Genomic DNA, 23,444 nt, shown 5'->3' with positions numbered 1-23,444 from the left:
CGCTGTGCGCCCCGGGCCGCAGGGCATCCATCGCGGCCCGGGGCGCAACCGGTCGGTTCCGGCCAGGGCTCAGCCTCGGGGGCCGTCGTTCAGGCCCGGCGGGTCAGCGCGTCCCGCACCGCGTCCTCGCTCCGGGCGACCGACGCGGTGCCGTCGTCGGCCGTGATGATCGGCCGCTGGATCAGCCGCGGGTGCGCCGCGAGCGCCCCGATCCACCGCTCGCGCTCCGCCGGCTCCCGGGGCCAGGCCTTGAGGCCGAGCTCCTTGGCCTCCGCCTCCTGCGTCCGCACGATGTCCCACGGCTCCAGGCCCAGCCGGTCCAGTACGGCCCGCAGCTCGTCGGTGTCCGGCGGGTCCTCCAGGTAGCGGCGCACGGTGTACTCGGCGCCCTCCTCGTCGAGGAGCTGCACAGCGGACCGGCACTTCGAGCACGCGGGATTCACCCAGATCTCCATGCCGGGCACCTTAGCCGTGCCCCCGGCCGCCCCGTCCCGTCCGCTGCCCGGGCCTCCCCGGCCTCCGCGGGCGTCCCCGCTCTCCACGGGCGTCCCCGCCCTCCGCAGGCGCCCCCGCTCACTCCAGTGGCGCGACATGGATCACGGACCCGGATTCCCCGCGGGATTCCCCGCGGGCGACGGCCCCGGAAACACCTCCGGCCCGGTGCCGCGAACGGATCGCGGTACCGGGCCGGAGGCCTGCTGGAGCGGGCGACGGGAATCGAACCCGCGTAGCCAGTTTGGAAGACTGGGGCTCTACCATTGAGCTACGCCCGCACGCGCCGCCGACGGTGAGGACCGCGGCACGCAGAGCATCGTAGCGGGTCCTGGCGGTCTCCCGCACACCTCACCCCACCCGCATCAATGCGGCAGCCGGACCGCGTCCGGCCATGTACCCTACGTGTCGCAACCAGCGGGGTGTGGCGCAGCTTGGTAGCGCGTCCGCTTTGGGAGCGGAAGGCCGTCGGTTCGAATCCGGCCACCCCGACCAGCAAGATCACATTGTGGGGCTCAACCGCCTTGCGGTTACTATGCAAGCTGCGTGCTCGTGTGTCTCTGTACCGGGCGCGATCCGCTGAATCAGCCCGCTGAACCTCAGCAAAACCCCAGAAGTCAGCCCCCAAGGAGACCCAACCGTGAAGAGCGCCGTGGAGAACCTGAACCCGACCCGGGTTCGGCTCACTGTCGAGGTGCCCTTCGAGGAGCTCAAGCCCAGCCTCGACGCGGCGTACAAGAAGATCAACCAGCAGGTCACGGTGGCGGGCTTCCGCAAGGGCAAGATCCCGGCCCGCGTCATCGACCAGCGGTTCGGCCGCGGTGCCGTGCTGGAGGAGGCCGTCAACGACGCCCTCCCGAAGTTCTACACCGAGGCCGTCAACGAGGGTGACCTGAACCCGCTGGGTCAGCCCGAGGTCGACATCACCGAGCTGAAGGACGGCGAGCTGCTGGCCTTCACCGCCGAGGTCGACGTGCGTCCCTCCATCGAGATCCCGGACTACTCCGGCATCGAGGTCGAGGTCGACGCCGTGGAGGTCTCCGACGAGGACGTCGAGAAGTCCGTCGAGCAGCTCCGTGAGCGCTTCGCCTCCACCACCCCGGTGGAGCGCGCCGCCGCCGACGGCGACGTGCTGACGATCGACCTTGAGGCCAAGGTCGACGGCGAGGTCCTGGAGGACGGCGTCGCCAGTGGCGTCAGCTACACCGTCGGCTCCGGCGAGCTCCTCGACGGCATCGACGAGGCCGTGACCGGCCTCGAGGCCGGTGGCTCGGCCACCTTCACCTCCGAGCTCAAGGGCGGTTCCGCCGAGGGCAAGGAGGCCGAGGTCAAGGTCGACGTCACCGCCGTCCAGTCCCGTGAGCTCCCCGAGCTCGACGACGAGTTCGCGCAGCTCGCGAGCGAGTTCGACACCCTGGAGGAGCTCAAGGCGGACAGCCGCAAGCGCCTCGAGCAGATGAAGAAGTACGACCAGGCCACCCAGGCCCAGGAGAAGGTGCTCGACGAGCTCCTCGCCCTGGCCGAGGTGCCGATCCCCGAGAAGCTCCTCGAGGACGAGATCCGGACCCGCAAGCACAACCTGGAGAACCACCAGCTCCAGCAGATGGGCCTGGACCTGGACAGCTACCTCAAGATCCAGAACAAGTCCGCTGAGGAGTTCGACGCCGAGCTCCGCGAGCAGGCCGAGAAGGGCATCAAGACCCAGTTCATCCTGGACGAGCTGGTCAACAAGGAGCAGCTGTCGGTCGGCCAGGAGGAGCTCACCGAGCACCTCATGCGCCGTGCGCAGTCCTCCGGCATGAGCCCGGACCAGTTCGCGCAGGCGGTCGTCGAGGGCGGCCAGGTGCCGATGCTCGTCGGCGAGGTCGCCCGCGGCAAGGCCCTCGCGGTCGTCGTGGAGGCCGCCACGGTCAAGGACACCAACGGCGAGACCGTGGACCTGGACGAGGAGGACGAGACCGCCGAGACGGTCGAGGCGTCCTCGGACGAGGCCGCGGAGGGCGAGAAGGCCGCCGAGGCCGACGAGAAGCCCGAGGCCTGAGCCTCGCCGCTGCAGTAGCCCGTTCGGTGGGCCCGGACGTCCGTGGAGGGCGTCCGGGCCCACCGGCGTTCCCCGGCCCCGCGCGGCGCTCGGTGAGCCTGCGCTCACAGCGAACAGTTCTGAATGCGGGATGGCGTTGTCCGACCTGCGCGTTAGGGTCCGTAGATACGAGGGCAGGGGAGTCCCCGGGAGACGCCGGAGAGCGTCGGCACCCGCCGACCCCCCGCCCCAGAAGAAGACGCTGAGACGGCCCGTTGCCGTCAGAGACGAGCAGGTGGATACGTGACGAATCTGATGCCTTCCGCCGCCGGCGAGCCGTCCATCGGTGGTGGCCTCGGCGACCAGGTCTACAACCGGCTGCTCAACGAGCGCATCATCTTCCTCGGCCAGCCGGTCGACGACGACATCGCCAACAAGATCACCGCGCAGCTGCTCCTCCTTGCCGCTGACCCGGACAAGGACATCTACCTCTACATCAACAGCCCGGGTGGCTCGATCTCGGCCGGCATGGCGATCTACGACACCATGCAGTACATCAAGAACGACGTGGTCACCATCGCCATGGGCCTCGCCGCCTCGATGGGCCAGTTCCTGCTGAGCGCCGGCACCCCCGGCAAGCGCTTCGCGCTGCCGAACGCCGAGATCCTGATCCACCAGCCCTCCGCGGGCCTGGCGGGCTCCGCCTCGGACATCAAGATCCACGCCGAGCGGCTGCTGCACACCAAGAAGCGGATGGCGGAGCTCACCGCCTTCCACACCGGCCAGACCGTCGAGCAGATCACCCGCGACTCCGACCGGGACCGCTGGTTCTCCGCCGACGAGGCCAAGGACTACGGCCTGGTCGACGAGGTCATGACCTCTGCCGTAGGCGTTCCGGGCGGGGGCGGCACCGGGGCCTGAGCCCCCGCGTCACCCCGCAGCCGACACCCCAGCCCATGATCGCCACCAGGATGGTGAAGAACCCGATGAACAACTTCCCCGGCAGCGGCCTGTACGAGGGCCCGAACGCAGAGTCCCGCTACGTCGTTCCGCGCTTCGTGGAGCGCACCTCCCAGGGCGTGCGCGAGTACGACCCGTACGCCAAGCTCTTCGAGGAGCGGGTGATCTTCCTGGGCGTCCAGATCGACGACGCCTCGGCCAACGACGTCATGGCGCAGCTGCTGTGCCTGGAGTCGATGGACCCGGACCGGGACATCTCCATCTACATCAACTCGCCGGGTGGCTCGTTCACCGCGCTGACGGCGATCTACGACACGATGCAGTTCGTGAAGCCCGACATCCAGACGGTCTGCATGGGCCAGGCGGCGTCCGCCGCCGCCGTGCTGCTCGCCGCCGGCACCCCCGGCAAGCGGATGGCGCTGCCGAACGCCCGTATCCTGATCCACCAGCCGTACAGCGAGACCGGCCGTGGCCAGGTCTCCGACCTGGAGATCGCGGCCAACGAGATCCTGCGGATGCGCTCGCAGCTGGAGGAGATGCTGGCCAAGCACTCCACCACGCCGATCGAGAAGATCCGTGACGACATCGAGCGCGACAAGATCCTCACGGCCGAGGAGTCCCTCGAGTACGGTCTGGTGGACCAGATCGTGTCCACCCGCAAGACCTCTGTCGGGATGGGCTGACCCCTCCGGTCAGGTACGACGGCCCCCTGGGCCGGTCACGGACAAGTGAACCGGCCCAAGGGGGGCCCGCGCGGGGGGCCCGGCAAGGTACCGTCGTTAGGCAAGCACCCGGGTCTGCGCAACGCTGCAGATCCCAGGCGAAGGGGAAGCACCTCGTGGCACGCATCGGTGACGGCGGCGACCTGCTCAAGTGCTCGTTCTGCGGAAAGAGCCAGAAGCAGGTGAAGAAGCTCATCGCGGGGCCTGGCGTGTACATCTGCGACGAGTGCATCGACCTCTGCAACGAGATCATCGAGGAGGAGCTCGCCGAGACCTCCGAGGTGCGGTGGGAGGAGCTCCCCAAGCCGCGCGAGATCTACGAGTTCCTCGAGGGCTACGTCGTCGGCCAGGAGGCCGCCAAGAAGGCGCTGTCCGTCGCCGTCTACAACCACTACAAGCGGGTGCAGGCGGACGAGAACGGCCAGGGCGGCCGGGACGACGGCATCGAGCTGGCGAAGTCCAACATCCTCCTGCTGGGGCCGACGGGTTCGGGCAAGACCCTGCTCGCGCAGACCCTCGCGCGGATGCTCAACGTCCCGTTCGCCATCGCCGATGCCACCGCGCTCACCGAGGCGGGATACGTCGGCGAGGACGTCGAGAACATCCTGCTGAAGCTGATTCAGGCCGCCGACTACGACGTCAAGAAGGCCGAGACCGGCATCATCTACATCGACGAGATCGACAAGGTCGCCCGCAAGAGCGAGAACCCGTCGATCACCCGCGATGTGTCCGGCGAGGGCGTCCAGCAGGCCCTGTTGAAGATCCTGGAGGGCACCACCGCCTCCGTGCCGCCGCAGGGCGGACGCAAGCACCCGCACCAGGAGTTCATCCAGATCGACACGACGAACGTACTGTTCATCGTGGGCGGTGCCTTCGCCGGTCTGGAGAAGATCATCGAGTCCCGGGCGGGCGCGAAGGGCATCGGCTTCGGCGCGACGATCCGCTCCAAGCGGGACGTCGACTCCTCGGACTTCTTCCGTGAGGTCATGCCGGAGGACCTGGTGAAGTTCGGGATGATCCCGGAGTTCATCGGCCGCCTCCCCGTCATCACCTCGGTGCACAACCTCGACCGCGAGGCGCTGCTGCAGATCCTGGTCGAGCCGCGCAACGCGCTCGTCAAGCAGTACCAGCGGCTCTTCGAACTCGACGGCGTGGAGCTGGACTTCGACCGGCCGGCGCTGGAGGCCATCGCCGACCAGGCGATCCTCCGCGGCACCGGAGCGCGCGGCCTGCGCGCCATCATGGAGGAAGTCCTCCAGTCGGTGATGTACGAGGTGCCGTCGCGCAAGGACGTCGCCCGGGTGGTCATCACCGAGGAGGTCGTCCACTCCAACGTGAACCCGACGCTGGTCCCGCGCGAGCCGCGGGGCATCGGCAAGGACGAGCGCCACGAGAAGAGCGCCTGACCAGCGACGCAGACGAAGACACACGCGAAGGGGCGCCCGGCCAACGGCCGGGCGCCCCTTCGCTGTTCGGGTGTGGTGCTTACTTCTTGACGCGGACCTCGTTGCGGAGCTTCGCGGTGGTCTCCGCCCACTCCTCGATCGACGGCGCCTTGAGGGTACTAGGGTCCGTAGCGCCCTTCTTCGGTGTCCAGACCACCATGGCGGCCGTACTCTCGTCGCCCCAGACGCAGAACGGCTGCGAGAACACGCCGAAGTCGTTCTCGCCGCACTTCATCACTGTGCCGTCGAAGCCGGACGGCTTCTGCTCCGTGGCTTTGGCGCCCTTGAGCGCGCCCTTCAGGATTGCGTCGACAGCGGCCTCGGGGTCGGAGACATCGCCGTAGCCACCACCGAACGCCAAACCATCGGACTCGCCCTTGTACGTGCCGCTGACGGACGTGCCGCCGTCGATGCCCTTGTCCTCGATGGCTTCCCCGTTGCTGACCGCCGGCTTGCTGGTGTCCTTGGTGTACTGACCGCTCAGCACCGAATCCGGCGCCGTCAGCTTGTAGTCGCCACCACCGCCGCCACCGAGCAGGGCTATCGCGCCGACGGCTATCACGGCCACCCCCGCGATGCCCGCGATGATGCCGATCAGCTTGCCCTTGCCGCCGCCACCGGGCGGGGGCGGGGGGACGTAACCGGCCTGCGGCTGCTGGCCGTACGGGCCGGGCTGGCCCTGGGCCGGGTAGCCGTAGCCCTGCTGCGGCGGAACGCCCTGCGGGGGCTGCTGCGGGTAGCCGTACCCCGGCTGCCCCTGCGGGGCCTGCGGGTAGCCGTACCCGGGCTGGCCCTGCGGCGGCTGGCCGTACGGGCCCGGCTGCGGCGGCTGCTGGCCGTACGGGCCCTGCGGCGGCTGACCGCCGTACGGGCCGGGCTGGTTGTGACTCATCAAGTCCCTCTCGGTGGTCCTACTGCTCGATTTCGACGCGGGTGTCGTCGCGCACGTCGGAGGTCGTCTTCGCGGCGGCCTCCAGGTCGGCCTTGCCGGTGATGGCCGCCAGCGGGTCGAAGACCACGGCGCTGCCGACCGTGCTGGAGTCGCCCCAGATGCACACCGGCAGCTCGGAGGTCTTGCCGTTCTGCGCCTTGGTCACCTTGAACTTCTGGCACTTCATGACCGCGCTGCCCAGCCCGCCGGGGTCGGCGGTCTCGGGGCTGCCGATGGGTTCGGCGTTGGCCTTGTCCTGAACGGTCTTGGTCAGCACGACGAACATCGCGTCGACGACCTGCTCCGGATTCTGGATCTTGCCCCACACGCCGCTGAACAGGAGCGCCTTCTTGCTGGCGCTCTGGTACTCGGCCTGCACCAGGTGGGGGTCGCTCACCCCCGGAAGCTCCTGGTACTGCTTCTTGTCGGACGCTCCCACACTGGAGTCGTCCTTGCCCGGGCCCTGGCGCTTGAACTCGCCCGCCACGGTCTCCGGCGTGGTCAGCTTGTGCGGGCCGTCGTCGCCGCCGGTGAGGGCGTAGATGCCCACGCCGACCGCGGCCAGGGCCACGACCGCGCCCACGATCAGGCCCGTCTTCTTCTTGCTGCCGCCGCCCTGCGGAGGCGGGGGCATCTGGCCCTGGGCGGGCTGCTGCCCGTAGGGCGGCTGCTGGCCGTACGGGCCCGGCTGCTGCGGCTGGCCGCCGTACGGGCCGGCCTGTCCCTGTCCCGGGTGGCCGTAGCCCTGCTGCTGCGGCGGCACGCCCTGCGGGGCCTGCGGGTAGCCGTAGCCGGGCTGGCCGGCCGCTCCGCCCTGGGCGTACGGGTTCGGCCCGCCTGCGCCGTACGGACCCGGCTGCGGCGGCGGCTGGTGGTAGCTCATGGCATCCCCTCTATGAACATGTCACGTACGCAACATCCTTCCGGACGACTTACGGGCGCCTTACCCCGGGGCGGCAACGGGTTAGTAACAGGCCTGGGGCGGCCCGTAGACTTCAGCCGTGACCGAGAACACCCAGCGCCCCCACGACGGGGCCCACAGCGCACCCAGTGATCTGCCGACCCAGTACGCACCGGCCGACGTAGAGGGGCAGCTGTACGAGCGCTGGGTGGAGCGGGGCTACTTCGAGGCGGACGCGAAGAGCGACAAAGAGCCGTACACGATCGTCATCCCGCCGCCGAACGTCACCGGTTCCCTCCACCTGGGCCATGCCTTCGAGCACACGCTGATCGACGCCCTCACCCGCCGCAAGCGGATGCAGGGGTACGAGGTCCTCTGGCAGCCCGGCATGGACCACGCGGGCATCGCCACGCAGAACGTCGTGGAGCGCGAGCTCGCCAAGGAGGGCAAGTCCCGCCACGACCTGGGCCGTGAGGCGTTCGTCGAGCGCGTCTGGAAGTGGAAGGCCGAGTCCGGCGGTCAGATCTCCGGCCAGATGAAGCGCCTCGGCGACGGCGTCGCCTGGTCCCGCGAGCGCTTCACCATGGACGAGGGCCTCTCGCAGGCCGTCCAGACCATCTTCAAGCGGCTCTACGACGACGGGCTGATCTACCGCGCCGAGCGCATCATCAACTGGTGCCCGCGCTGCCTCACCGCCATCTCGGACATCGAGGTGGAGTACCAGGACGACGACGGCGAGCTCGTCTCGATCCGGTACGGCTCCGGTGATTCGGAGATCGTCGTGGCCACCACCCGCGCCGAGACGATGCTCGGTGACACGGCCGTCGCGGTCCACCCGGAGGACGAGCGGTACCGGCACCTCGTCGGCACCGAGATCGAGCTGCCGCTCACCGGCCGCCGTATCCCGGTCGTCGCGGACGAGCACGTCGACCCGGAGTTCGGCACCGGCGCCGTCAAGGTGACGCCCGCCCACGACCCGAACGACTTCGAGATCGGCCGTCGGCACGACCTGCCCAACCTCGCCGTCCTCGACGAGCGCGGAGTCATCACCGCCCACGGCCCGTTCCAGGGTCTGGACCGCTTCGAGGCCCGGTCGGCGATCGTCGCCGCGCTGCGCGCCGACGGCCGGATCGTGGCCGAGAAGCGCCCCTACACCCACTCCGTCGGGCACTGCTCGCGCTGCAAGACCACCATCGAGCCGCGGCTGTCCATGCAGTGGTGGGTCAGGACGGGCCCGCTGGCGCAGGCCGCCGGTGACGCGGTCCGCGACGGCCGGGTCGCCATCCACCCCAAGGAGATGGAGTCCCGCTACTTCGGCTGGGTCGACAACCTGCACGACTGGTGCATCTCGCGTCAGCTCTGGTGGGGCCACCGGATTCCGGTCTGGTACGGCCCGGACGGCGAGGTCGTCTGCGTCGGACCGGACGAGGAGCCGCCGAGCGGCGAGGGCTGGACGCAGGACAGCGATGTGCTGGACACCTGGTTCTCCTCCGGCCTGTGGCCGTTCTCCACGCTCGGCTGGCCGGAGCGGACGGAGAGCCTGGAGAAGTTCTATCCGAACTCCGTCCTGGTCACCGGCTACGACATCCTCTTCTTCTGGGTCGCCCGGATGATGATGTTCGGCCTGTACGCGATGGACGGCACCCCGCCGTTCCACACCATCGCCCTGCACGGCATGGTCCGCGACCAGTTCGGCAAGAAGATGTCCAAGTCCTTCGGCAACGCGGTCAATCCGCTGGACTGGATGGACTCCTACGGCTCCGACGCGGTCCGCTTCACCCTGGCCCGCGGCGCCAACCCCGGTGTCGACGTGCCGATCGGCGAGGACTGGGTCCAGGCGTCCCGGAACTTCGCCAACAAGATCTGGAACGCCACCCGCTTCGCGCTGATGAACGGCGCCACCGTCGAGGGCGGGCTGCCGTCGGCCGACCGGCTCCGGCCCGAGGACCGCTGGATCCTGTCCCGGCTGAACACCGTGGTCAGCGAGGTCGACGGGTACTACGAGGACTACCAGTTCGCCAAGCTCAGCGACACCCTGTTCCACTTCGCCTGGGACGAGGTCTTCGACTGGTACGTCGAGCTGTCCAAGACCACCTTCGCCAAGGGCGGCGCGGAGGCCGAGGCCTCCCGCCGGGTCCTCGGTGAGGTGCTGGACGTCACGCTGCGGCTGCTGCACCCGGTGGTGCCGTTCGTCACCGAGCAGCTGTGGACCACGCTCACCGGCCAGGAGTCGCTGGTCATCGCCGACTGGCCGACCGACAGCGGCTTCCGCGACCGGGACGCCGAGCGGGAGATCGAGACCGTTCAGCAGGTGGTCACCGAGGTCCGGCGGTTCCGTGCCGACCAGGGCCTGCAGCCCGGCCAGAAGGTCCCGGCCCGGCTGGACCTGACCGGCACGGCGCTCGCCGCCCACGAGGACGCGATCCGTCAGCTGCTGCGCCTCCAGCCGGAGGGCGAGGGCTTCACCGCCACCGCCACCCTCCCGGTCGCCGGTGCCACGGTCGCCCTCGACCTCTCCGGCGCGATCGATGTGGCGGCCGAGCGCAAGCGGCTCGCCAAGGACCTGGCGGCGGCCCAGAAGGAGCTGGCGCAGACCACGGCGAAGCTCGGGAACGAGGCGTTCCTCGGCAAGGCCCCGGACAACGTCGTGGAGAAGATCCGCAAGCGCAGGGAGACCGCCGAGGCGGACATCGAGCGGATCTCCGCCCAGCTGGACGCGCTTCCGCAGGGCTGAGACCGGGCTGCCCCAACAGCGGAGACCGCTGGGACCGGCAGCCGACAGCAGTGGCCGCGGGCCCCTGGGCATCAGTCACCGCCCCGGGGCCCGCGCGCATGTCCGGGGGCGGCAGATCCGCCCACCGGGGCTCCGTAGACTGGGGGCGTGAGTGAGCGCCCCCAGCACGACGACGACGCCGACGCCCCCGACTCCTTCGACGAGATCGTCGACACGGAGACCGACCGCGATCCCGACCTGGCGGTGATCGAGGCCGGGAGCCGCACCCTGCGCGCCCAGGCCGGGCCGCCGCAGGGGGACGGGATCCCGGCCCGCCCGACGGACCCGGAGACCGACCGGCAGTTGCGGGAGGTCGAGAACGAGCTGGCCGGCCGCTGGCCGGAGACCAGGCTCGACCCGTCGCTGGTGCGCGTCGAGGCGCTGATGGACGTCCTCGGCGAGCCGCAGCGGGCCTACCCCTCGATCCACATCACCGGCACCAACGGCAAGACCAGCACCGCCCGCATGATCGAGGCCCTGCTGACCGCCTTCGAGCTGCGCACCGGCCGCTACACCAGCCCGCACGTGCAGTCGGTGACCGAGCGGATCAGCCTGGACGGCGCTCCGATCGACGCCGAGCGGTTCATCGAGACCTACCGGGACATCCAGCCGTACGTCGAGATGGTCGACGCCGCGCAGGAACACCGGCTGTCCTTCTTCGAGGTGCTCACCGGAATGGCCTACGCGGCCTTCGCGGACGCCCCGGTGGACGTGGCGGTCGTCGAGGTCGGCATGGGCGGCACCTGGGACGCCACCAACGTGATCGACGGCCAGGTGGCCGTGGTGACCCCGATCGGGCTCGACCACACCGACCGGCTGGGCACCACGCCGGGCGAGATCGCCGGGGAGAAGGCGGGCATCGTCAAGCAGGACGCCACCGTCGTCCTGGCCCAGCAGCCGGTGGACGCGGCCCAGGTGATGCTCAAGCGCGCGGTGGAGGTGGACGCCACCGTCGCCCGGGAGGGCATGGAGTTCGGTGTCACCACCCGGGAGGTCGCGGTCGGCGGGCAGCTGCTGACGCTGCGCGGTCTGGGCGGCGAGTACCCCGACATCTTCCTGCCGCTGCACGGCGCCCACATGGCGCACAACGCGGCGGTGGCGCTGGCCGCCGTCGAGGCGTTCTTCGGCATCGGCTCGCAGCACGCCCGGACGCTCGACCCGGAGACGGTCCGCTCCGCCTTCGCCTCGGTGGTCTCCCCCGGCCGGCTGGAGATCGTCCGGAAGAGCCCGACGGTCATCCTGGACGCCGCGCACAACCCGCCGGGCGCCCGCGCCGCTTCGGAGGCCGTCACCGAGGCATTCGGTTTCAGCCGGCTCATCGGAGTGATCGGCATGAGCGGCGACAAGGACGTGAAGGGCTTTCTGGAGGCCTTCGAGCCGATCCTCGCCGAGGTCGTCATCACCCGGAACTCCAGTGACCGGGGCATGGACGTGGACGAACTCGCGGCGCTCGCGGTCGAGGTGTTCGGCCAGGAGCGGGTCCAGGTCGAGCCGCGGCTCGACGACGCTCTGGAGGCCGCGGTCACGCTGGCCGAGGAGGAGAGCGAATTCTCCGGTGCGGGTGTGCTGGTGACCGGTTCGGTGATCACGGTCGGCGAGGCCCGGCTGCTGCTCGGAAAGGGATGAGATGCGGACCCTCTGCGCCTCCACGCTGATCGGCGAGTTCTTCGTGATCGGCTTCGCCGGTCTGGTCGCCATGCAGATGACGGACCTGTCGCCCGCCACCGTCTGGACGGTCAGCGGTGTCGCCATGCTGCTCTGTGTGCTGCTGTGCGGCATGCTGTCCCGGCCCGGGGCGGTGCCGGTCGGCTGGGCGCTGCAGATCGGTCTGATCGCGGCCGGCTTCGTCGTCCCGGCGATGTTCTTCCTCGGCGCGTGCTTTGCTGCTCTGTGGTGGGCCTCGGTCCACTTCGGCCGGAAGATCGACGAGGCGAAGGCCCGGTTCGCCGCCCAGGCGGCGGAAGCGGGGGAGGGCGTCGCGTGACGGGCCAGCCGATCACCCATGTAGCCTCTTCGCATCCGCACATTTGTTGCGGGGGCCCGGGCCGCGCGGCGTCGGCCGCATCTGTCACCGCGCCCGGAGAACACAGCTAAGGAGTCCGCACCGTGAGCCAGCGTACGCTCGTCCTTCTCAAGCCCGATGCCGTACGACGCGGTCTGATCGGCGAGGTCATCGGCCGGATCGAGCGGAAGGCCGGCTGGACGATCAGTGCGCTGGAGCTGCGTGACCTGGAGCGCGGGGTGCTGGAGCAGCACTACGGCGAGCACGTCGGCAAGCCGTTCTACGAGCCGCTGATGGAGTTCATGTCCTCCGGCCCGGTCGTGGTGATGGTCGTCGAGGGCGAGCGTGTCATCGAGGGTGTCCGGACCCTGGCGGGGCCGACCGACCCGATTGCCGCGGCACCCGGCAGTATCCGGGGTGATTTCGGCACCATTGTCCGGGAGAATCTGATCCATGCCTCGGACTCCGAGGAGTCCGCAGAGCGTGAGATGAAGATTTTCTTCCCTGGTGTCGCCTGACGGTCCGTCAGCCGTAATCCGCTTGTGACCTGGGGCGATCGATTTTATTCGGTCGCCCCTTGGCATATGCGAGATGATTGAGGGAACCTGTCACTCCGACACGACGTCACCAATACGGGGGTAGGCGCGCGTTCCGCTGACAATGGCGGAGTAACCCTAGCGGCGCGTTCCCGCGAGCGTGACTACGATGTAAACCTCCACGCCCACAGCGCCCGCCCTGCCGACCTACAAGTCATTATCGTTCCAGCTGGGAAGGCCAGACGTATCCTCATGGGGAACAATATGTCGTTCATCGGCCGTGACATGGCTGTCGACCTCGGGACCGCCAACACGCTGGTGTACGTCAGGGGTCGCGGGATCGTCCTCAACGAGCCATCCGTCGTCGCCATCAACACCAATACGGGCGGCATCCTGGCGGTCGGTGCCGAAGCAAAGAAGATGATCGGCCGCACCCCCGGCAACATCGTCGCCGTACGGCCGCTCAAGGACGGCGTCATCGCCGACTTCGAGATCACCGAGCGGATGCTCCGGTATTTCATCCTGAAGATCCACAAGCGTCGCTATCTCGCGCGCCCCCGCGTCGTGGTCTGTGTGCCGTCCGGTATCACGGGTGTCGAGCGCCGTGCCGTCATCGAGGCGTCCACCCAGGCGGGTGCCCGCCAGGTGCACATCATCGAGGAGCCGATGGCCGCCGCGATCGGCTCGGGCCTCCCGGTCCACGAGGCCACCGGCAACATGGTGGTGGACATCGGCGGCGGCACCACCGAGGTCGCGGTCATCTCCCTCGGCGGCATCGTGACGGCCCAGTCCATCCGGGTCGCCGGTGACGAGCTGGACAACGCGATCATCCAGCACATCAAGAAGGAGTACAGCCTCCTCCTCGGCGAGCGCACCGCGGAGAACATCAAGATGACCATCGGCTCGGCCTTCGATCTGGAGGAGGACGAGCACACCGAGATCCGCGGCCGCGACCTGGTCAGCGGCCTGCCGAAGACGGTCGTCATCTCCGCCAGCGAGGTCCGCAAGGCCATGGAGGAGCCGGTCAACTCGATCGTCGACGCGGTCAAGACGACGCTCGACAAGTGCCCGCCGGAGCTCTCCGGCGACGTGATGGACCGGGGCATCGTGCTCACCGGCGGCGGCGCGCTGCTCCGCGGCCTGGACGAGCGGCTGCGCCGGGAGACGGGGATGCCGATCCACATCGCCGAGGACCCGCTGGATTCGGTCGCGCTCGGCTCCGGCAAGTGCGTCGAGGAGTTCGAGGCGCTGCAGCAGGTCCTGGACGCCCAGCCGCGCAGATGACGGTGGGACGGATGCCGCCGCGCGGGTGACCTGCTCCCGCGCGGCGGTCCGTTCCCCGGCGGCGGATCGTCTCCACAACAGAACAACGGCATTCGACCCACCGCCTGTTCGCTTTCAGGTATGACACTCCCGACCGGCCGGGCCCGCAGCCGACCGGTCCCACGAGGAAGGCACGGCCGCCGCACGTGAGGGACACACGAGAGAGCCGGTTGCTCCTGGTGCTGCTGATCGCCATCGCGTTCGCACTGATCACGGTGGACATCCGCGGTGGCGAGGACTCGCCGCTCGACAGCGCCCGGCAGGCCGCCGCGTCGGCCTTCGGGCCCGTGGAGAACGGCGTGGCCACGGCGGTGAACCCCATCGGCAACGCCATCGGCGCCGTCCGCGACTCGGGTGAGCGGCACGACCGGATCAGCAGACTCGAACACGAGAACGCCGCGCTCAAGGCCAAGCTGGGCAGCGACATCCGCACCCGGGGCCGGGCCGCGGAGCTCGACAAGATGCTGAAGACGGCGGGCGCCGGCCGGTACGGCATCAAGGGCGCGGAGGTCATCGCCATAGGAGCGGCCCAGGGCTTCTCCTGGACCGTCACCATCGACGCCGGCCGCAAGGACGGCCTCGTCCGCGACATGACCGTGCTCAACGGCGACGGGCTGGTCGGCCGGGTCACCACGGTCGGCCCGTCCACCGCGACCGTGCTGCTCGCCAACGACCCCGACTTCACCGTCGGCACCCGGATGGAGAAGTCCGCCGAGCTGGGCTTCGCCACCGGGCAGGGCGACCGCCCGCTCCAGGTGCAGCTGCTCAACGGCAAGGCCCGGGTGGAGAAGGGGGACCGGCTGGTCACCTTCGGCTCGCGTGCCGACAAGCCGTTCGTCCCCGGGGTGCCGGTCGGCGAGGTCGTCCGTGTCGACCCCGCGAACGGCGGGCTGACCCGGACCCTCCAGGTCCGCCCGTACGTCGGATTCACCAAGCTCGACATCGTCGGGGTCGTCGTCCAGCCGCCGCGCAAGGACCCGCGGGACGCGGTGCTGCCGCCGGCGGTGAAGCCGAAGCCGACGCCCACGGTGACCGTCACGGCCACGCCGTCGGCCGACGGGTCCGCGGGCCCGTCCGAGGAAGGCAGCGAGCCGGCCGACGGGGGAACCCGCGGTGAGGACACCCGTGGTGACACCGGCGGGGACGCCGACGCCGCGGAGGAGCCGGACGGGCCGGCCGACGGCGACTCACCCGAAGAGGGGGCGAGTCCCGCCGCCTACCTCCGGACACCGGCCGCCGCGAGCCCCACCAGGAGCTGACCTCCCATGCGTCTCAACCGGATCCTGCTCTCGACCACGCTGGTGGTCGTCGCGCTCGTCGTCCAGGTGAGCATCCTCGCCCGGCTCCAACTGCCCGGCGCGGTGCCCGACCTGATGCTGCTCGTCGTCCTCGCGCTCGCCCTCGTCTACGGCCACGTGGGCGGCGCCCTCGTCGGCTTCGGCGCGGGCCTGCTGTCGGACCTCGCGCCCCCGGCCGACCACGCGGTGGGCCGCTACGCGCTCGTCCTGGCGGTCGTCGGCTACCTCGCCGGCCTGGCGAAGCCCGAGACCGGGCGGCTCCGCTCGGCGGTCGGCCCGCTGCTGGTCGTCGTGGGCGCGGCCGTCGGCACCACCCTGATGTACGCGGGGGTGGGCGCCCTCGTCGGTGACACCGCGGCCCGTCAGGTCGGTCTCGTCGGACTGGTCCTCACCGCCACCGTCTACGACCTGCTGCTCGCGCCCTTCGTGGTGCCGGGCGTCATGGCCCTGGCCCGGCGCGCGGACAACGACCCGATGGCCGAGTCCTCCAGCGGTACCGGCGGGGCCGACAACGCCCTGCGCGGCTTCGCGACCACCGGCAGTCTGCTGAAGCCCCGCAAGGGCGGCGGCCGCACCAGCTCCCCCGGCCGGCTCCGCGGCGGGCGGCGCGGCGGTCTGCTCGGCGGGTCCTCCCGGAGCGGCGCGGGACGCCTGAAGGGGGTCAAGCGGCTATGAAGGCGGCCGGAGCAGCCGCCCGCCGGGCCTTTGCCGTCCGCCCGCCCGTCACCCCCCGCCACCGTCAAGGGAAGCGCTTCGCGCTATGACCAACATCCCCGCCACCGGACGCACTCCCCGGGTCACGATCCGCCTGGTCGCCCTGCAGATCCTGGTGTTCTCACTGCTGCTCACCCTGGGCGGGCGGCTCTGGTACCTCCAGATCCGCAACGGTGACGAGTACGCCCACGAGGCCGCCAGCAACCACGTCCAGCAGGTCGTGCAGCCCGCGACCCGCGGCGCCATCCTGGACGCGCGCGGCGTGCCGCTGGCCGACAACGAGACCCGGCTCGTCGTCTCCGCGAGCCGCACCGATCTGCTGAAGATGGAGGACGACGGCAAGGCCGTCCTGGACCGGCTCGCCGGAGTCCTGGGGATGAAGCCGGAGGAGGTGGCGGAGAAGGTCCGGCTCTGCGACGCCAAGACCCCGCAGCCCTGCTGGAACGGCTCGCCGTACCAGCCCATCCCGGTCACCGACGAGGCCACCACCCAGCAGGCCCTGCAGATCCGGGAGCGGGCCGAGGACTTCCCCGGCATCACCGCCGAGCCCACCGCCGTCCGCCGCTACCCCGCACCGGCCAAGTCCCGGACCTCCCAGGTGCTCGGCTACCTCTCGCCCGTCACCGACGACGAGATCGAGGAGGCCAAGAACACCCGCTCGCCGCTGCTGCGCTCGGACCAGATCGGCCGTTCCGGCCTGGAGCGCAGCTACGACAAGTACCTGCGCGGCAAGGCCGGCGTCACCCGGTACGAGGTGGACAACCTGGGCCGGGTCATCGGGCAGGACCGCAGCGACAAGTCCGTCGCCGGGTCCAGCGTGGTGACCAGCATCGACTCCCGGGTGCAGGGCGTGGCGGAGAAGGAGCTGGACGGGGCCATGAAGGAGGCCCGCAAGCAGATGGACCGCAACACCAACCGCCACTACGAGGCGGATGCGGGCGCGGTCGTGGTGATGGAGGCCAAGACCGGCCGGGTGGTGGCGATGGCCTCCAACCCCGACTACGACCCCAACGCCTGGGTGGGCGGCATCTCCGGCAAGGACTACAGCCGGATGACCAGCAAGAAGTCGAACTATCCGCTGCTCAACCGGGCCATCCAGGGGCAGGCCGCCCCCGGATCGATCTTCAAGGTGGTCTCCACCGCCGCCGCGGTGAACGCCGGGTACGACTTCAACGGCGGCTACAACTGCGGCAGCTCGTACAGCATCGGCGGACAGGTCTTCAAGAACTTCGAGTCGCAGAGCCACGGCGCGATCGGTCTGGGCCGCGCCCTGGAGGTCTCCTGCGACACGGTCTTCTACGCCCTGGCCCACCAGCAGTGGAAGAAGGACGGCGGGCTCAAGCCGGACAAGAAGTCCAAGGACTGGTTCTTCAGGACGGCCCACCAGTTCGGCCTCGGCAAGGAGACCGGGATCGACCTGCCGAACGAGGTCCGCGGACGCGTCCCCGACCGCCAGTGGAAGAAGGCCTTCTGGAAGGCCAACAAGGACAGCTGGTGCAAGCAGGCCAAGGCGTGGCCGGGCAAGAAGGACTTCCAGACGCTGCTCGCCCGCGAAGGCTGCCTGGAGGGCATGAAGCTGCACGCCTATGACGCGGTGAACTACTCCATCGGACAGGGCGACACCCTCGTCACCCCCATCCAGATGGCGTCCATCTACTCCGCGATCAGCAACGGCGGCACGCTCTACAACCCCAGCGTGGGCAAGGCGGTCGTCAGCCCCGACGGCAAGCACGTCGACGAGATCAAGCCCACCGCGCACGGCAAGCTGCCGGTGACGAAGAAGACCATGAGCCAGATGGACGACGCCCTCGCCGGTGTCGCCACCCGGGGTACCGCCGCCTGGCGGTTCGGCGGCTGGCCGCAGGACGAGATCCCGATGCACGCCAAGACCGGTACGGCGGAGGTCTACGGCAAGCAGACCACGTCCTGGTTCGCGACCTACACCAAGGACTACTCGATCGTCATGACGATCTCCCAGGGTGGTACCGGATCCGGCGCCTCCGGTCCCGCGGTGCGCAACATCTACAACGCGCTGTACGGGATCGACGCGAAGGGCGGCATCGACAAGAAGCGCGCCCTCCTCCCCGAGCCGCAGGCGAAGCTGCCGAAGATCGAGAAGGACGGTTCGATCGAGTCCCAGCCCGTCAAGCCGTACAAGCCGGAGGCGCCGAGCGACTCCGACACCGTCGAGCAGGCGGCGGCCGTGGAGAGGCGGCGGGGCTGATGGCCGGACCGTCCAGCTTCTCCATCAGCCGGTACACCCCCGACCGGGGCACCTGGGGCAAGCTCACCGCACGCGACTCGCTGGTGCGCCGGGTCGACTGGATACTGCTCGGCTCGGCTCTGGCCCTGTCGGCCCTCGGCTCGCTGCTCGTCTGGTCCGCGACCCGCAACCGCACCGAGCTGAACCAGGGCGACCCGTACTACTTCCTCTTCCGGCACGTCCTGAACACCGGGATCGGGCTGGCCCTCATGATCGGCACGATCTGGCTCGGCCACCGCACCCTGCGCGGCGCGGTGCCCGTGCTGTACGGCCTCTCCATCCTGCTCACCGCCGCCGTCCTCACCCCGCTCGGCTCCACCATCAACGGCTCGCACGCGTGGATCCAGATCGGTGGCGGCTTCTCCCTCCAGCCCTCCGAGTTCGCCAAGATCACGATCATCCTCGGGATGGCGATGCTGCTGGCGACACGGGTGGACGCGGGGGACCGGGTCCACCCCGATCACCGCACCGTCGTCCAGGCCCTCGGGCTGGCCGCGCTGCCGATCGGCATCATCATGCTGATGCCGGACCTCGGCTCGGTCATGGTGATCGTGGTGATCGTCCTGGGCGTGCTGCTCGCCTCCGGCGCCTCCAACCGCTGGGTGCTCGGACTCATCGGCGCGGGCGCGGCCGGAGCGATCGCCGTCTGGCAGTTCGGGCTGCTGGACGACTACCAGATCAACCGGTTCGCCGCGTTCGCCAACCCCGAGCTCGACCCGGCCGGGGTCGGGTACAACACCAACCAGGCGCGCATCGCGATCGGCTCCGGCGGGCTCAGCGGCACCGGGCTGTTCAACGGCCACCAGACCACCGGCCAGTTCGTGCCCGAGCAGCAGACCGACTTCATCTTCACCGTCGCCGGTGAGGAGCTGGGCTTCCTCGGCGCCGGCCTGATCCTGGTGCTGCTGGGCGTCATCCTCTGGCGCGCCTGCCGGATCGCCCGCGAGACCACCGAGCTGTACGGCACGGTCGTCGCCGCCGGGATCACCGCCTGGTTCGCCTTCCAGGCGTTCGAGAACATCGGGATGACCCTCGGCATCATGCCGGTCGCCGGTCTGCCGCTGCCGTTCGTCTCCTACGGCGGCACCTCGATGTTCGCCGTCTGGATCGCGGTCGGGCTGCTGGAGTCGATCAAGGTGCAGCGACGGGTGGCCGCCTGAGGCCGCGGCCCCGGGCCGTGACACCGATCGAATCGGTGTTCCGCGGGTAGATACAAGGTATGGCCGACCAGGTACAGGAGATCGAACGCAAGTACGAGACCCCCGAGGGTGGCGGGCTGCCGGACCTCACCGGCGTCCCCGGGGTCGCGTCCGTGGCCGACCGGGGCGTCACAGGCCTGGACGCCGTCTACTACGACACCCCCGGTGAGCGGCTCGCCGCGGACGGCATCACGCTGCGCCGCCGCACCGGGGGCGACGACGAGGGCTGGCACCTCAAGCTGCCCGTCGGCCCCGACACCCGCGAGGAGATCCGCGCCCCGCTCTCCGAGGACGTGCCGCGGTACCTGGCGGCGCTCGTCCGCTCCCGGGTCCGCGACGCCCCGCTCGTCCCCGTCGTCCGGCTGCGCACCGACCGGGACCTGCGGCACCTCGTCGGCGCGGACGGCGTGGTGCTCGCCGAGGTGTGCGTCGACGCGGTCACCGCCGAGCGGCTCGCCGGCGGGTCGGGCACCGCCCGGTGGACCGAGATCGAGGCGGAGCTGCGCGAGGGGACCGGCCCGGACGTCCTCGACACCGTCGAGGAGGTGCTCCTGGCGGCCGGGGCGCGCCGCGCGGCCGGTCCGTCCAAGCTGGCGCGGGCCCTCGCGGAGACCGCCCCCGGCGGTACGGGGGAGACGGGCGCGGCGGGGGAGACCGACGGGGTCACCGGGGGCGCGGCAGGGCCGACGGAGGCCGGAACGCCCGGCGGGACGGACACGGCCCGCAGGAGCGGAAAGACGGCGAAGGCGGAGAAGGCAGGGAAGAAGGGGAAGGCAGGGAAGAAGGGGCAGAAGAAGGCGAAGCCCGGCCGGAGGACCGAGCCCCCCGAGCGGCCCACCGCCGGCGACCACCTGCTGCGCTATCTGCGCACCCAGGTCACCGCGATCATCGAGCTGGACCCGGCCGTCCGCCGGGACCGGCCCGACTCCGTCCACCGGATGCGCGTCGCCACCCGCCGGCTGCGCAGCGCCTTCCGGTCGTTCCGCACCGTCCTCGACCGGGAGGTCACCGACCCCGTCGGCGACGAGCTGAAGTGGCTCGCGGCCGAACTCGGCGTCGACCGGGACCGCGAGGTGCTCACCGAACGCCTCCACGAGCGGCTGGCCGAACTGCCGCACACCCTGCTCGTCGGCCCCGTCCGCGGCCGGCTCCGCACCTGGTCGAACGCCCGGCGCAGCGGCTCGCGCCACCAGGTCATCGGTGTACTGGACAGCCGCCGCTACCTCGACCTGCTCACCACCCTCGACCGGCTCGTCGCCGACCCGCCGCTGCTGCCCGACGCCGGCCGCCCGCCGATGGAGGTGCTGCCCGGAGCCGTGCTGCGGGAGGCCCGGCGGCTCTCCCGCCGGATGGCGACGGCCCTGGACACCCCGGAGGGCCACGAGCGGGACGTGGCCATGCACGAGGCGCGCAAGGCCGCCAAGCGCACCCGCTACGCCGCGGAGACCGCCGAGCCGGCCGTCGGGACGCCGGCGAAACGGTTCGTCCGGCACATGAAGACCCTGCAGGACGTCCTGGGGGACCACCAGGACAGCGTCGTCGCCCGTGCCGCCCTCCGGGACCTCGCCCTCCAGTCCCAGGCCGCGGGGGAGAGCGCCTTCACCTTCGGGGTCCTCTACGGGCACGAGGAGATGCGCGCCGCCGCCCGCGAGCACGAACTGCCCCGGGCCTGGAAGGAAGCCTCGCGGAAGAAGGACCGGACGGCGCTGCGGGGGTGACGGGAGCGGGCGTGCCGGATCCCGCTCGCGCCGGCCGTGACCGGCCGTCCCGCCGGGTCCGGCTTCACCCGTCGGGGTGACCCGTCGGGCACGTTACCCTTGAGGGTCACCTGTGCCCGCTCACGAGAGAACGCTGAGAATGCCTGTCGAGTCGGTCTTCCCCCGCCTGGAAGCGCTTCTCCCGCACGTCCAGAAGCCGATCCAGTACGTCGGCGGCGAGCTGAATTCCACGGTCAAGCCGTGGGAGTCCTGCGATGTGCGATGGGCGCTGATGTATCCGGACGCCTACGAGGTCGGGCTGCCCAACCAGGGCGTCATGATCCTCTACGAGGTCCTCAACGAGCGCGAGGGCGTCCTCGCCGAGCGCACCTACAGCGTCTGGCCGGACCTCGAAGAGCTCATGCGGAAGCATGACGTCCCGCAGTTCACGGTCGACTCGCACCGCCCGGTGGGCGCCTTCGACGTGCTCGGCGTGTCCTTCTCCACCGAGCTCGGCTACACCAACCTGCTCACCGCGCTGGAGCTCTCCGGCATCCCGATGGCGGCCGAGGACCGTACCGAGGACCACCCGGTGGTGCTCGCCGGCGGTCACGCGGCGTTCAACCCGGAGCCGATCGCCGACTTCATCGACTGCGCGGTCATCGGCGACGGCGAACAGGCCGTCCTGGAGATCACCGAGATCATCCGGGCGTGGAAGAGCGAGGGCCGCCCCGGCGGCCGCGACGAGCTGCTGCTGCGCCTGTCGAAGACCGGCGGCGTCTACGTGCCGCGGTTCTACGACGTCGAGTACCTGGCCGACGGCCGGATCGGCCGGGTCGTGCCGAACCGCTCCGGCGTGCCGTGGCGGGTCTCCAAGCACACCGTCATGGACCTGGACGAGTGGCCGTACCCGAAGCAGCCGCTGGTGCCGCTCGCCGAGACCGTGCACGAGCGGATGTCGGTGGAGATCTTCCGTGGCTGCACCCGCGGCTGCCGCTTCTGCCAGGCGGGAATGATCACCCGGCCGGTGCGGGAGCGCAGCATCACCGGGATCGGCGACATGGTCGACAAGGGGCTCAAGGCCACCGGCTTCGAAGAGGTCGGCCTGCTCTCCCTCTCCTCCGCGGACCACACCGAGATCGGCGATGTCGCCAAGGGTCTCGCGGACCGCTACGAGGAGGACAAGATCGGCCTGTCCCTCCCGTCCACCCGGGTCGACGCGTTCAACATCGACCTGGCCAACGAGCTCACCCGGAACGGCCGCCGGTCGGGTCTCACCTTCGCCCCCGAGGGCGGCTCCGAGCGCATCCGCAAGGTCATCAACAAGATGGTCTCGGAGGAGGACCTGATCCGGACGGTCTCGACCGCGTACGGCAACGGCTGGCGTCAGGTGAAGCTGTACTTCATGTGCGGCCTGCCCACCGAGACCGACGAGGACGTGCTCCAGATCGGCGACATGGCGGTCAACGTCATCGCCAAGGGCCGTGAGGTCTCCGGCAAGAACGACATCCGCTGCACCGTCTCCATCGGCGGATTCGTGCCCAAGCCGCACACCCCGTTCCAGTGGGCCCCGCAGCTGTCCGCCGAGGAGACCGACGCGCGGCTGCAGAAGCTGCGCGACAAGATCCGCGGCGACAAGAAGTACGGGCGCTCCATCGGCTTCCGCTACCACGACGGCAAGCCCGGCATCGTGGAGGGCCTGCTCTCCCGCGGCGACCGGCGCGTGGGCGCGGTGATCCGCGAGGTGTACGAGTCGGGCGGCCGGTTCGACGGCTGGCGCGAGCACTTCTCGTACGACCTGTGGATGCGGTGCGCCGAGAAGGCGCTGCCCGCCCAGGGCGTCGACGTCGACTGGTACACCACCCGGGAGCGCACCTACGAGGAGGTCCTGCCCTGGGACCACCTCGACTCGGGCCTCGACAAGGACTGGCTCTGGGAGGACTGGCAGGACTCGCTCGACGAGACCGAGGTCGAGGACTGCCGCTGGACCCCGTGCTTCGACTGCGGCGTCTGCCCGCAGATGGACACCAGCATCCAGATCGGCCCGACCGGCAAGAAGCTGCTGCCGCTGACCGTCGTCAAGTAGCGCACCCGCCGCGGACGCGCCGCGGCGCACCCGGCACCCGCGGGCCGGTCCGGCCACCGTCACCCGATGGCGGTCCGGACCG

General features: G+C 70.3%; 18 protein-coding genes and 2 tRNA genes. 16 read left to right on the top strand and 4 right to left on the bottom strand.

Going from position 1 to position 23,444, the window contains the following annotated elements:
• Positions 1-89: 89 nt before the first annotated feature.
• Together ABT112_RS22055 and ABT112_RS22050 are read right to left on the bottom strand one after the other, a co-directional pair.
• Positions 90-455 (bottom strand): arsenate reductase family protein, encoded by a 366-nt coding sequence (locus ABT112_RS22055; protein WP_351512081.1) that lies wholly within the window; start codon positions 453-455, stop codon positions 90-92.
• Positions 456-699: 244 nt separating this feature from the next.
• A tRNA-Gly gene (locus ABT112_RS22050) sits at positions 700-773 on the bottom strand.
• 137 nt (positions 774-910) lie between these two features.
• Between ABT112_RS22050 and ABT112_RS22045 the strand changes: the two genes are divergently transcribed.
• The 5 genes from ABT112_RS22045 (at position 911) to clpX (ending at position 5,600) form a co-directional block, all read left to right on the top strand.
• A tRNA-Pro gene (locus ABT112_RS22045) sits at positions 911-987 on the top strand.
• Between the two features lie 145 nt (positions 988-1,132).
• Entirely contained in the window at positions 1,133-2,533 is a 1,401-nt protein-coding gene (tig, locus tag ABT112_RS22040) for a trigger factor (protein ID WP_351512079.1), read from the top strand.
• Between the two features lie 294 nt (positions 2,534-2,827).
• On the top strand, positions 2,828-3,433 hold the full coding sequence (locus ABT112_RS22035; RefSeq protein WP_351512119.1) for an ATP-dependent Clp protease proteolytic subunit: 606 nt from the start codon (positions 2,828-2,830) through the stop codon (positions 3,431-3,433).
• 65 nt (positions 3,434-3,498) lie between these two features.
• A complete protein-coding gene (locus tag ABT112_RS22030; protein WP_351512117.1) occupies positions 3,499-4,155 on the top strand; it encodes an ATP-dependent Clp protease proteolytic subunit in 657 nt (218 codons plus the stop codon).
• Between the two features lie 155 nt (positions 4,156-4,310).
• The gene (gene clpX, locus ABT112_RS22025) at positions 4,311-5,600 is read left to right on the top strand and encodes an ATP-dependent Clp protease ATP-binding subunit ClpX (protein ID WP_351512077.1); all 1,290 of its coding nucleotides are present in this window, start codon (positions 4,311-4,313) and stop codon (positions 5,598-5,600) included.
• A 79-nt stretch (positions 5,601-5,679) separates the two neighbouring features.
• On the opposite strand, the gene ABT112_RS22020 is transcribed toward clpX, so the two are convergent.
• Together ABT112_RS22020 and ABT112_RS22015 are read right to left on the bottom strand one after the other, a co-directional pair.
• Entirely contained in the window at positions 5,680-6,531 is an 852-nt protein-coding gene (locus ABT112_RS22020) for a hypothetical protein (RefSeq protein ID WP_351512075.1), read from the bottom strand.
• A gap of 19 nt (positions 6,532-6,550) precedes the next feature.
• Positions 6,551-7,453 carry a hypothetical protein gene (locus tag ABT112_RS22015; protein ID WP_351512073.1) on the bottom strand — a complete coding sequence of 301 codons (903 nt, stop codon included), beginning with the start codon at positions 7,451-7,453 and terminating at the stop codon, positions 6,551-6,553.
• Positions 7,454-7,571: 118 nt separating this feature from the next.
• Here ABT112_RS22015 and ABT112_RS22010 point away from each other — a divergent pair, with 118 nt between their 5' ends.
• The 11 genes from ABT112_RS22010 (at position 7,572) to ABT112_RS21960 (ending at position 23,362) form a co-directional block, all read left to right on the top strand.
• A complete protein-coding gene (locus ABT112_RS22010) occupies positions 7,572-10,205 on the top strand; it encodes a valine--tRNA ligase (protein ID WP_351512072.1) in 2,634 nt (877 codons plus the stop codon).
• 147 nt (positions 10,206-10,352) lie between these two features.
• A complete protein-coding gene (folC, locus tag ABT112_RS22005; RefSeq protein ID WP_351512070.1) occupies positions 10,353-11,870 on the top strand; it encodes a bifunctional tetrahydrofolate synthase/dihydrofolate synthase in 1,518 nt (505 codons plus the stop codon).
• Between the two features lies 1 nt (position 11,871).
• A complete protein-coding gene (locus tag ABT112_RS22000; RefSeq protein ID WP_351512068.1) occupies positions 11,872-12,228 on the top strand; it encodes a DUF4233 domain-containing protein in 357 nt (118 codons plus the stop codon).
• Between the two features lie 122 nt (positions 12,229-12,350).
• A complete protein-coding gene (gene ndk / locus ABT112_RS21995; RefSeq protein WP_351512066.1) occupies positions 12,351-12,764 on the top strand; it encodes a nucleoside-diphosphate kinase in 414 nt (137 codons plus the stop codon).
• 282 nt (positions 12,765-13,046) lie between these two features.
• Positions 13,047-14,066 (top strand): rod shape-determining protein, encoded by a 1,020-nt coding sequence (locus ABT112_RS21990; RefSeq protein WP_351512064.1) that lies wholly within the window; start codon positions 13,047-13,049, stop codon positions 14,064-14,066.
• A 185-nt stretch (positions 14,067-14,251) separates the two neighbouring features.
• Positions 14,252-15,364 carry a rod shape-determining protein MreC gene (gene mreC, locus ABT112_RS21985; RefSeq protein WP_351512062.1) on the top strand — a complete coding sequence of 371 codons (1,113 nt, stop codon included), beginning with the start codon at positions 14,252-14,254 and terminating at the stop codon, positions 15,362-15,364.
• 6 nt (positions 15,365-15,370) lie between these two features.
• Complete coding sequence (mreD, locus tag ABT112_RS21980) at positions 15,371-16,078, top strand: rod shape-determining protein MreD (RefSeq protein ID WP_351512061.1); 708 nt, start codon at positions 15,371-15,373, stop codon at positions 16,076-16,078.
• A gap of 85 nt (positions 16,079-16,163) precedes the next feature.
• Positions 16,164-18,341, top strand: a complete 2,178-nt coding sequence (gene mrdA, locus ABT112_RS21975) for a penicillin-binding protein 2 (protein ID WP_351512059.1) — start codon at positions 16,164-16,166, stop codon at positions 18,339-18,341.
• The gene (gene rodA / locus ABT112_RS21970) at positions 18,341-19,540 is read left to right on the top strand and encodes a rod shape-determining protein RodA (RefSeq protein WP_351512058.1); all 1,200 of its coding nucleotides are present in this window, start codon (positions 18,341-18,343) and stop codon (positions 19,538-19,540) included. The genes mrdA and rodA overlap by 1 nt, the downstream gene beginning before the upstream one ends.
• A gap of 59 nt (positions 19,541-19,599) precedes the next feature.
• Entirely contained in the window at positions 19,600-21,297 is a 1,698-nt protein-coding gene (locus ABT112_RS21965; protein WP_351512056.1) for a CYTH and CHAD domain-containing protein, read from the top strand.
• Between the two features lie 139 nt (positions 21,298-21,436).
• A complete protein-coding gene (locus ABT112_RS21960; RefSeq protein WP_351512054.1) occupies positions 21,437-23,362 on the top strand; it encodes a TIGR03960 family B12-binding radical SAM protein in 1,926 nt (641 codons plus the stop codon).
• Positions 23,363-23,444 lie beyond the last annotated feature (82 nt).

The organism is Streptomyces sp. NPDC002055 (assembly GCF_040296705.1).
Classification (GTDB): Bacteria; Actinomycetota; Actinomycetes; order Streptomycetales; family Streptomycetaceae; genus Streptomyces.
This window is presented reverse-complemented; position numbering and strand designations above follow the sequence as displayed.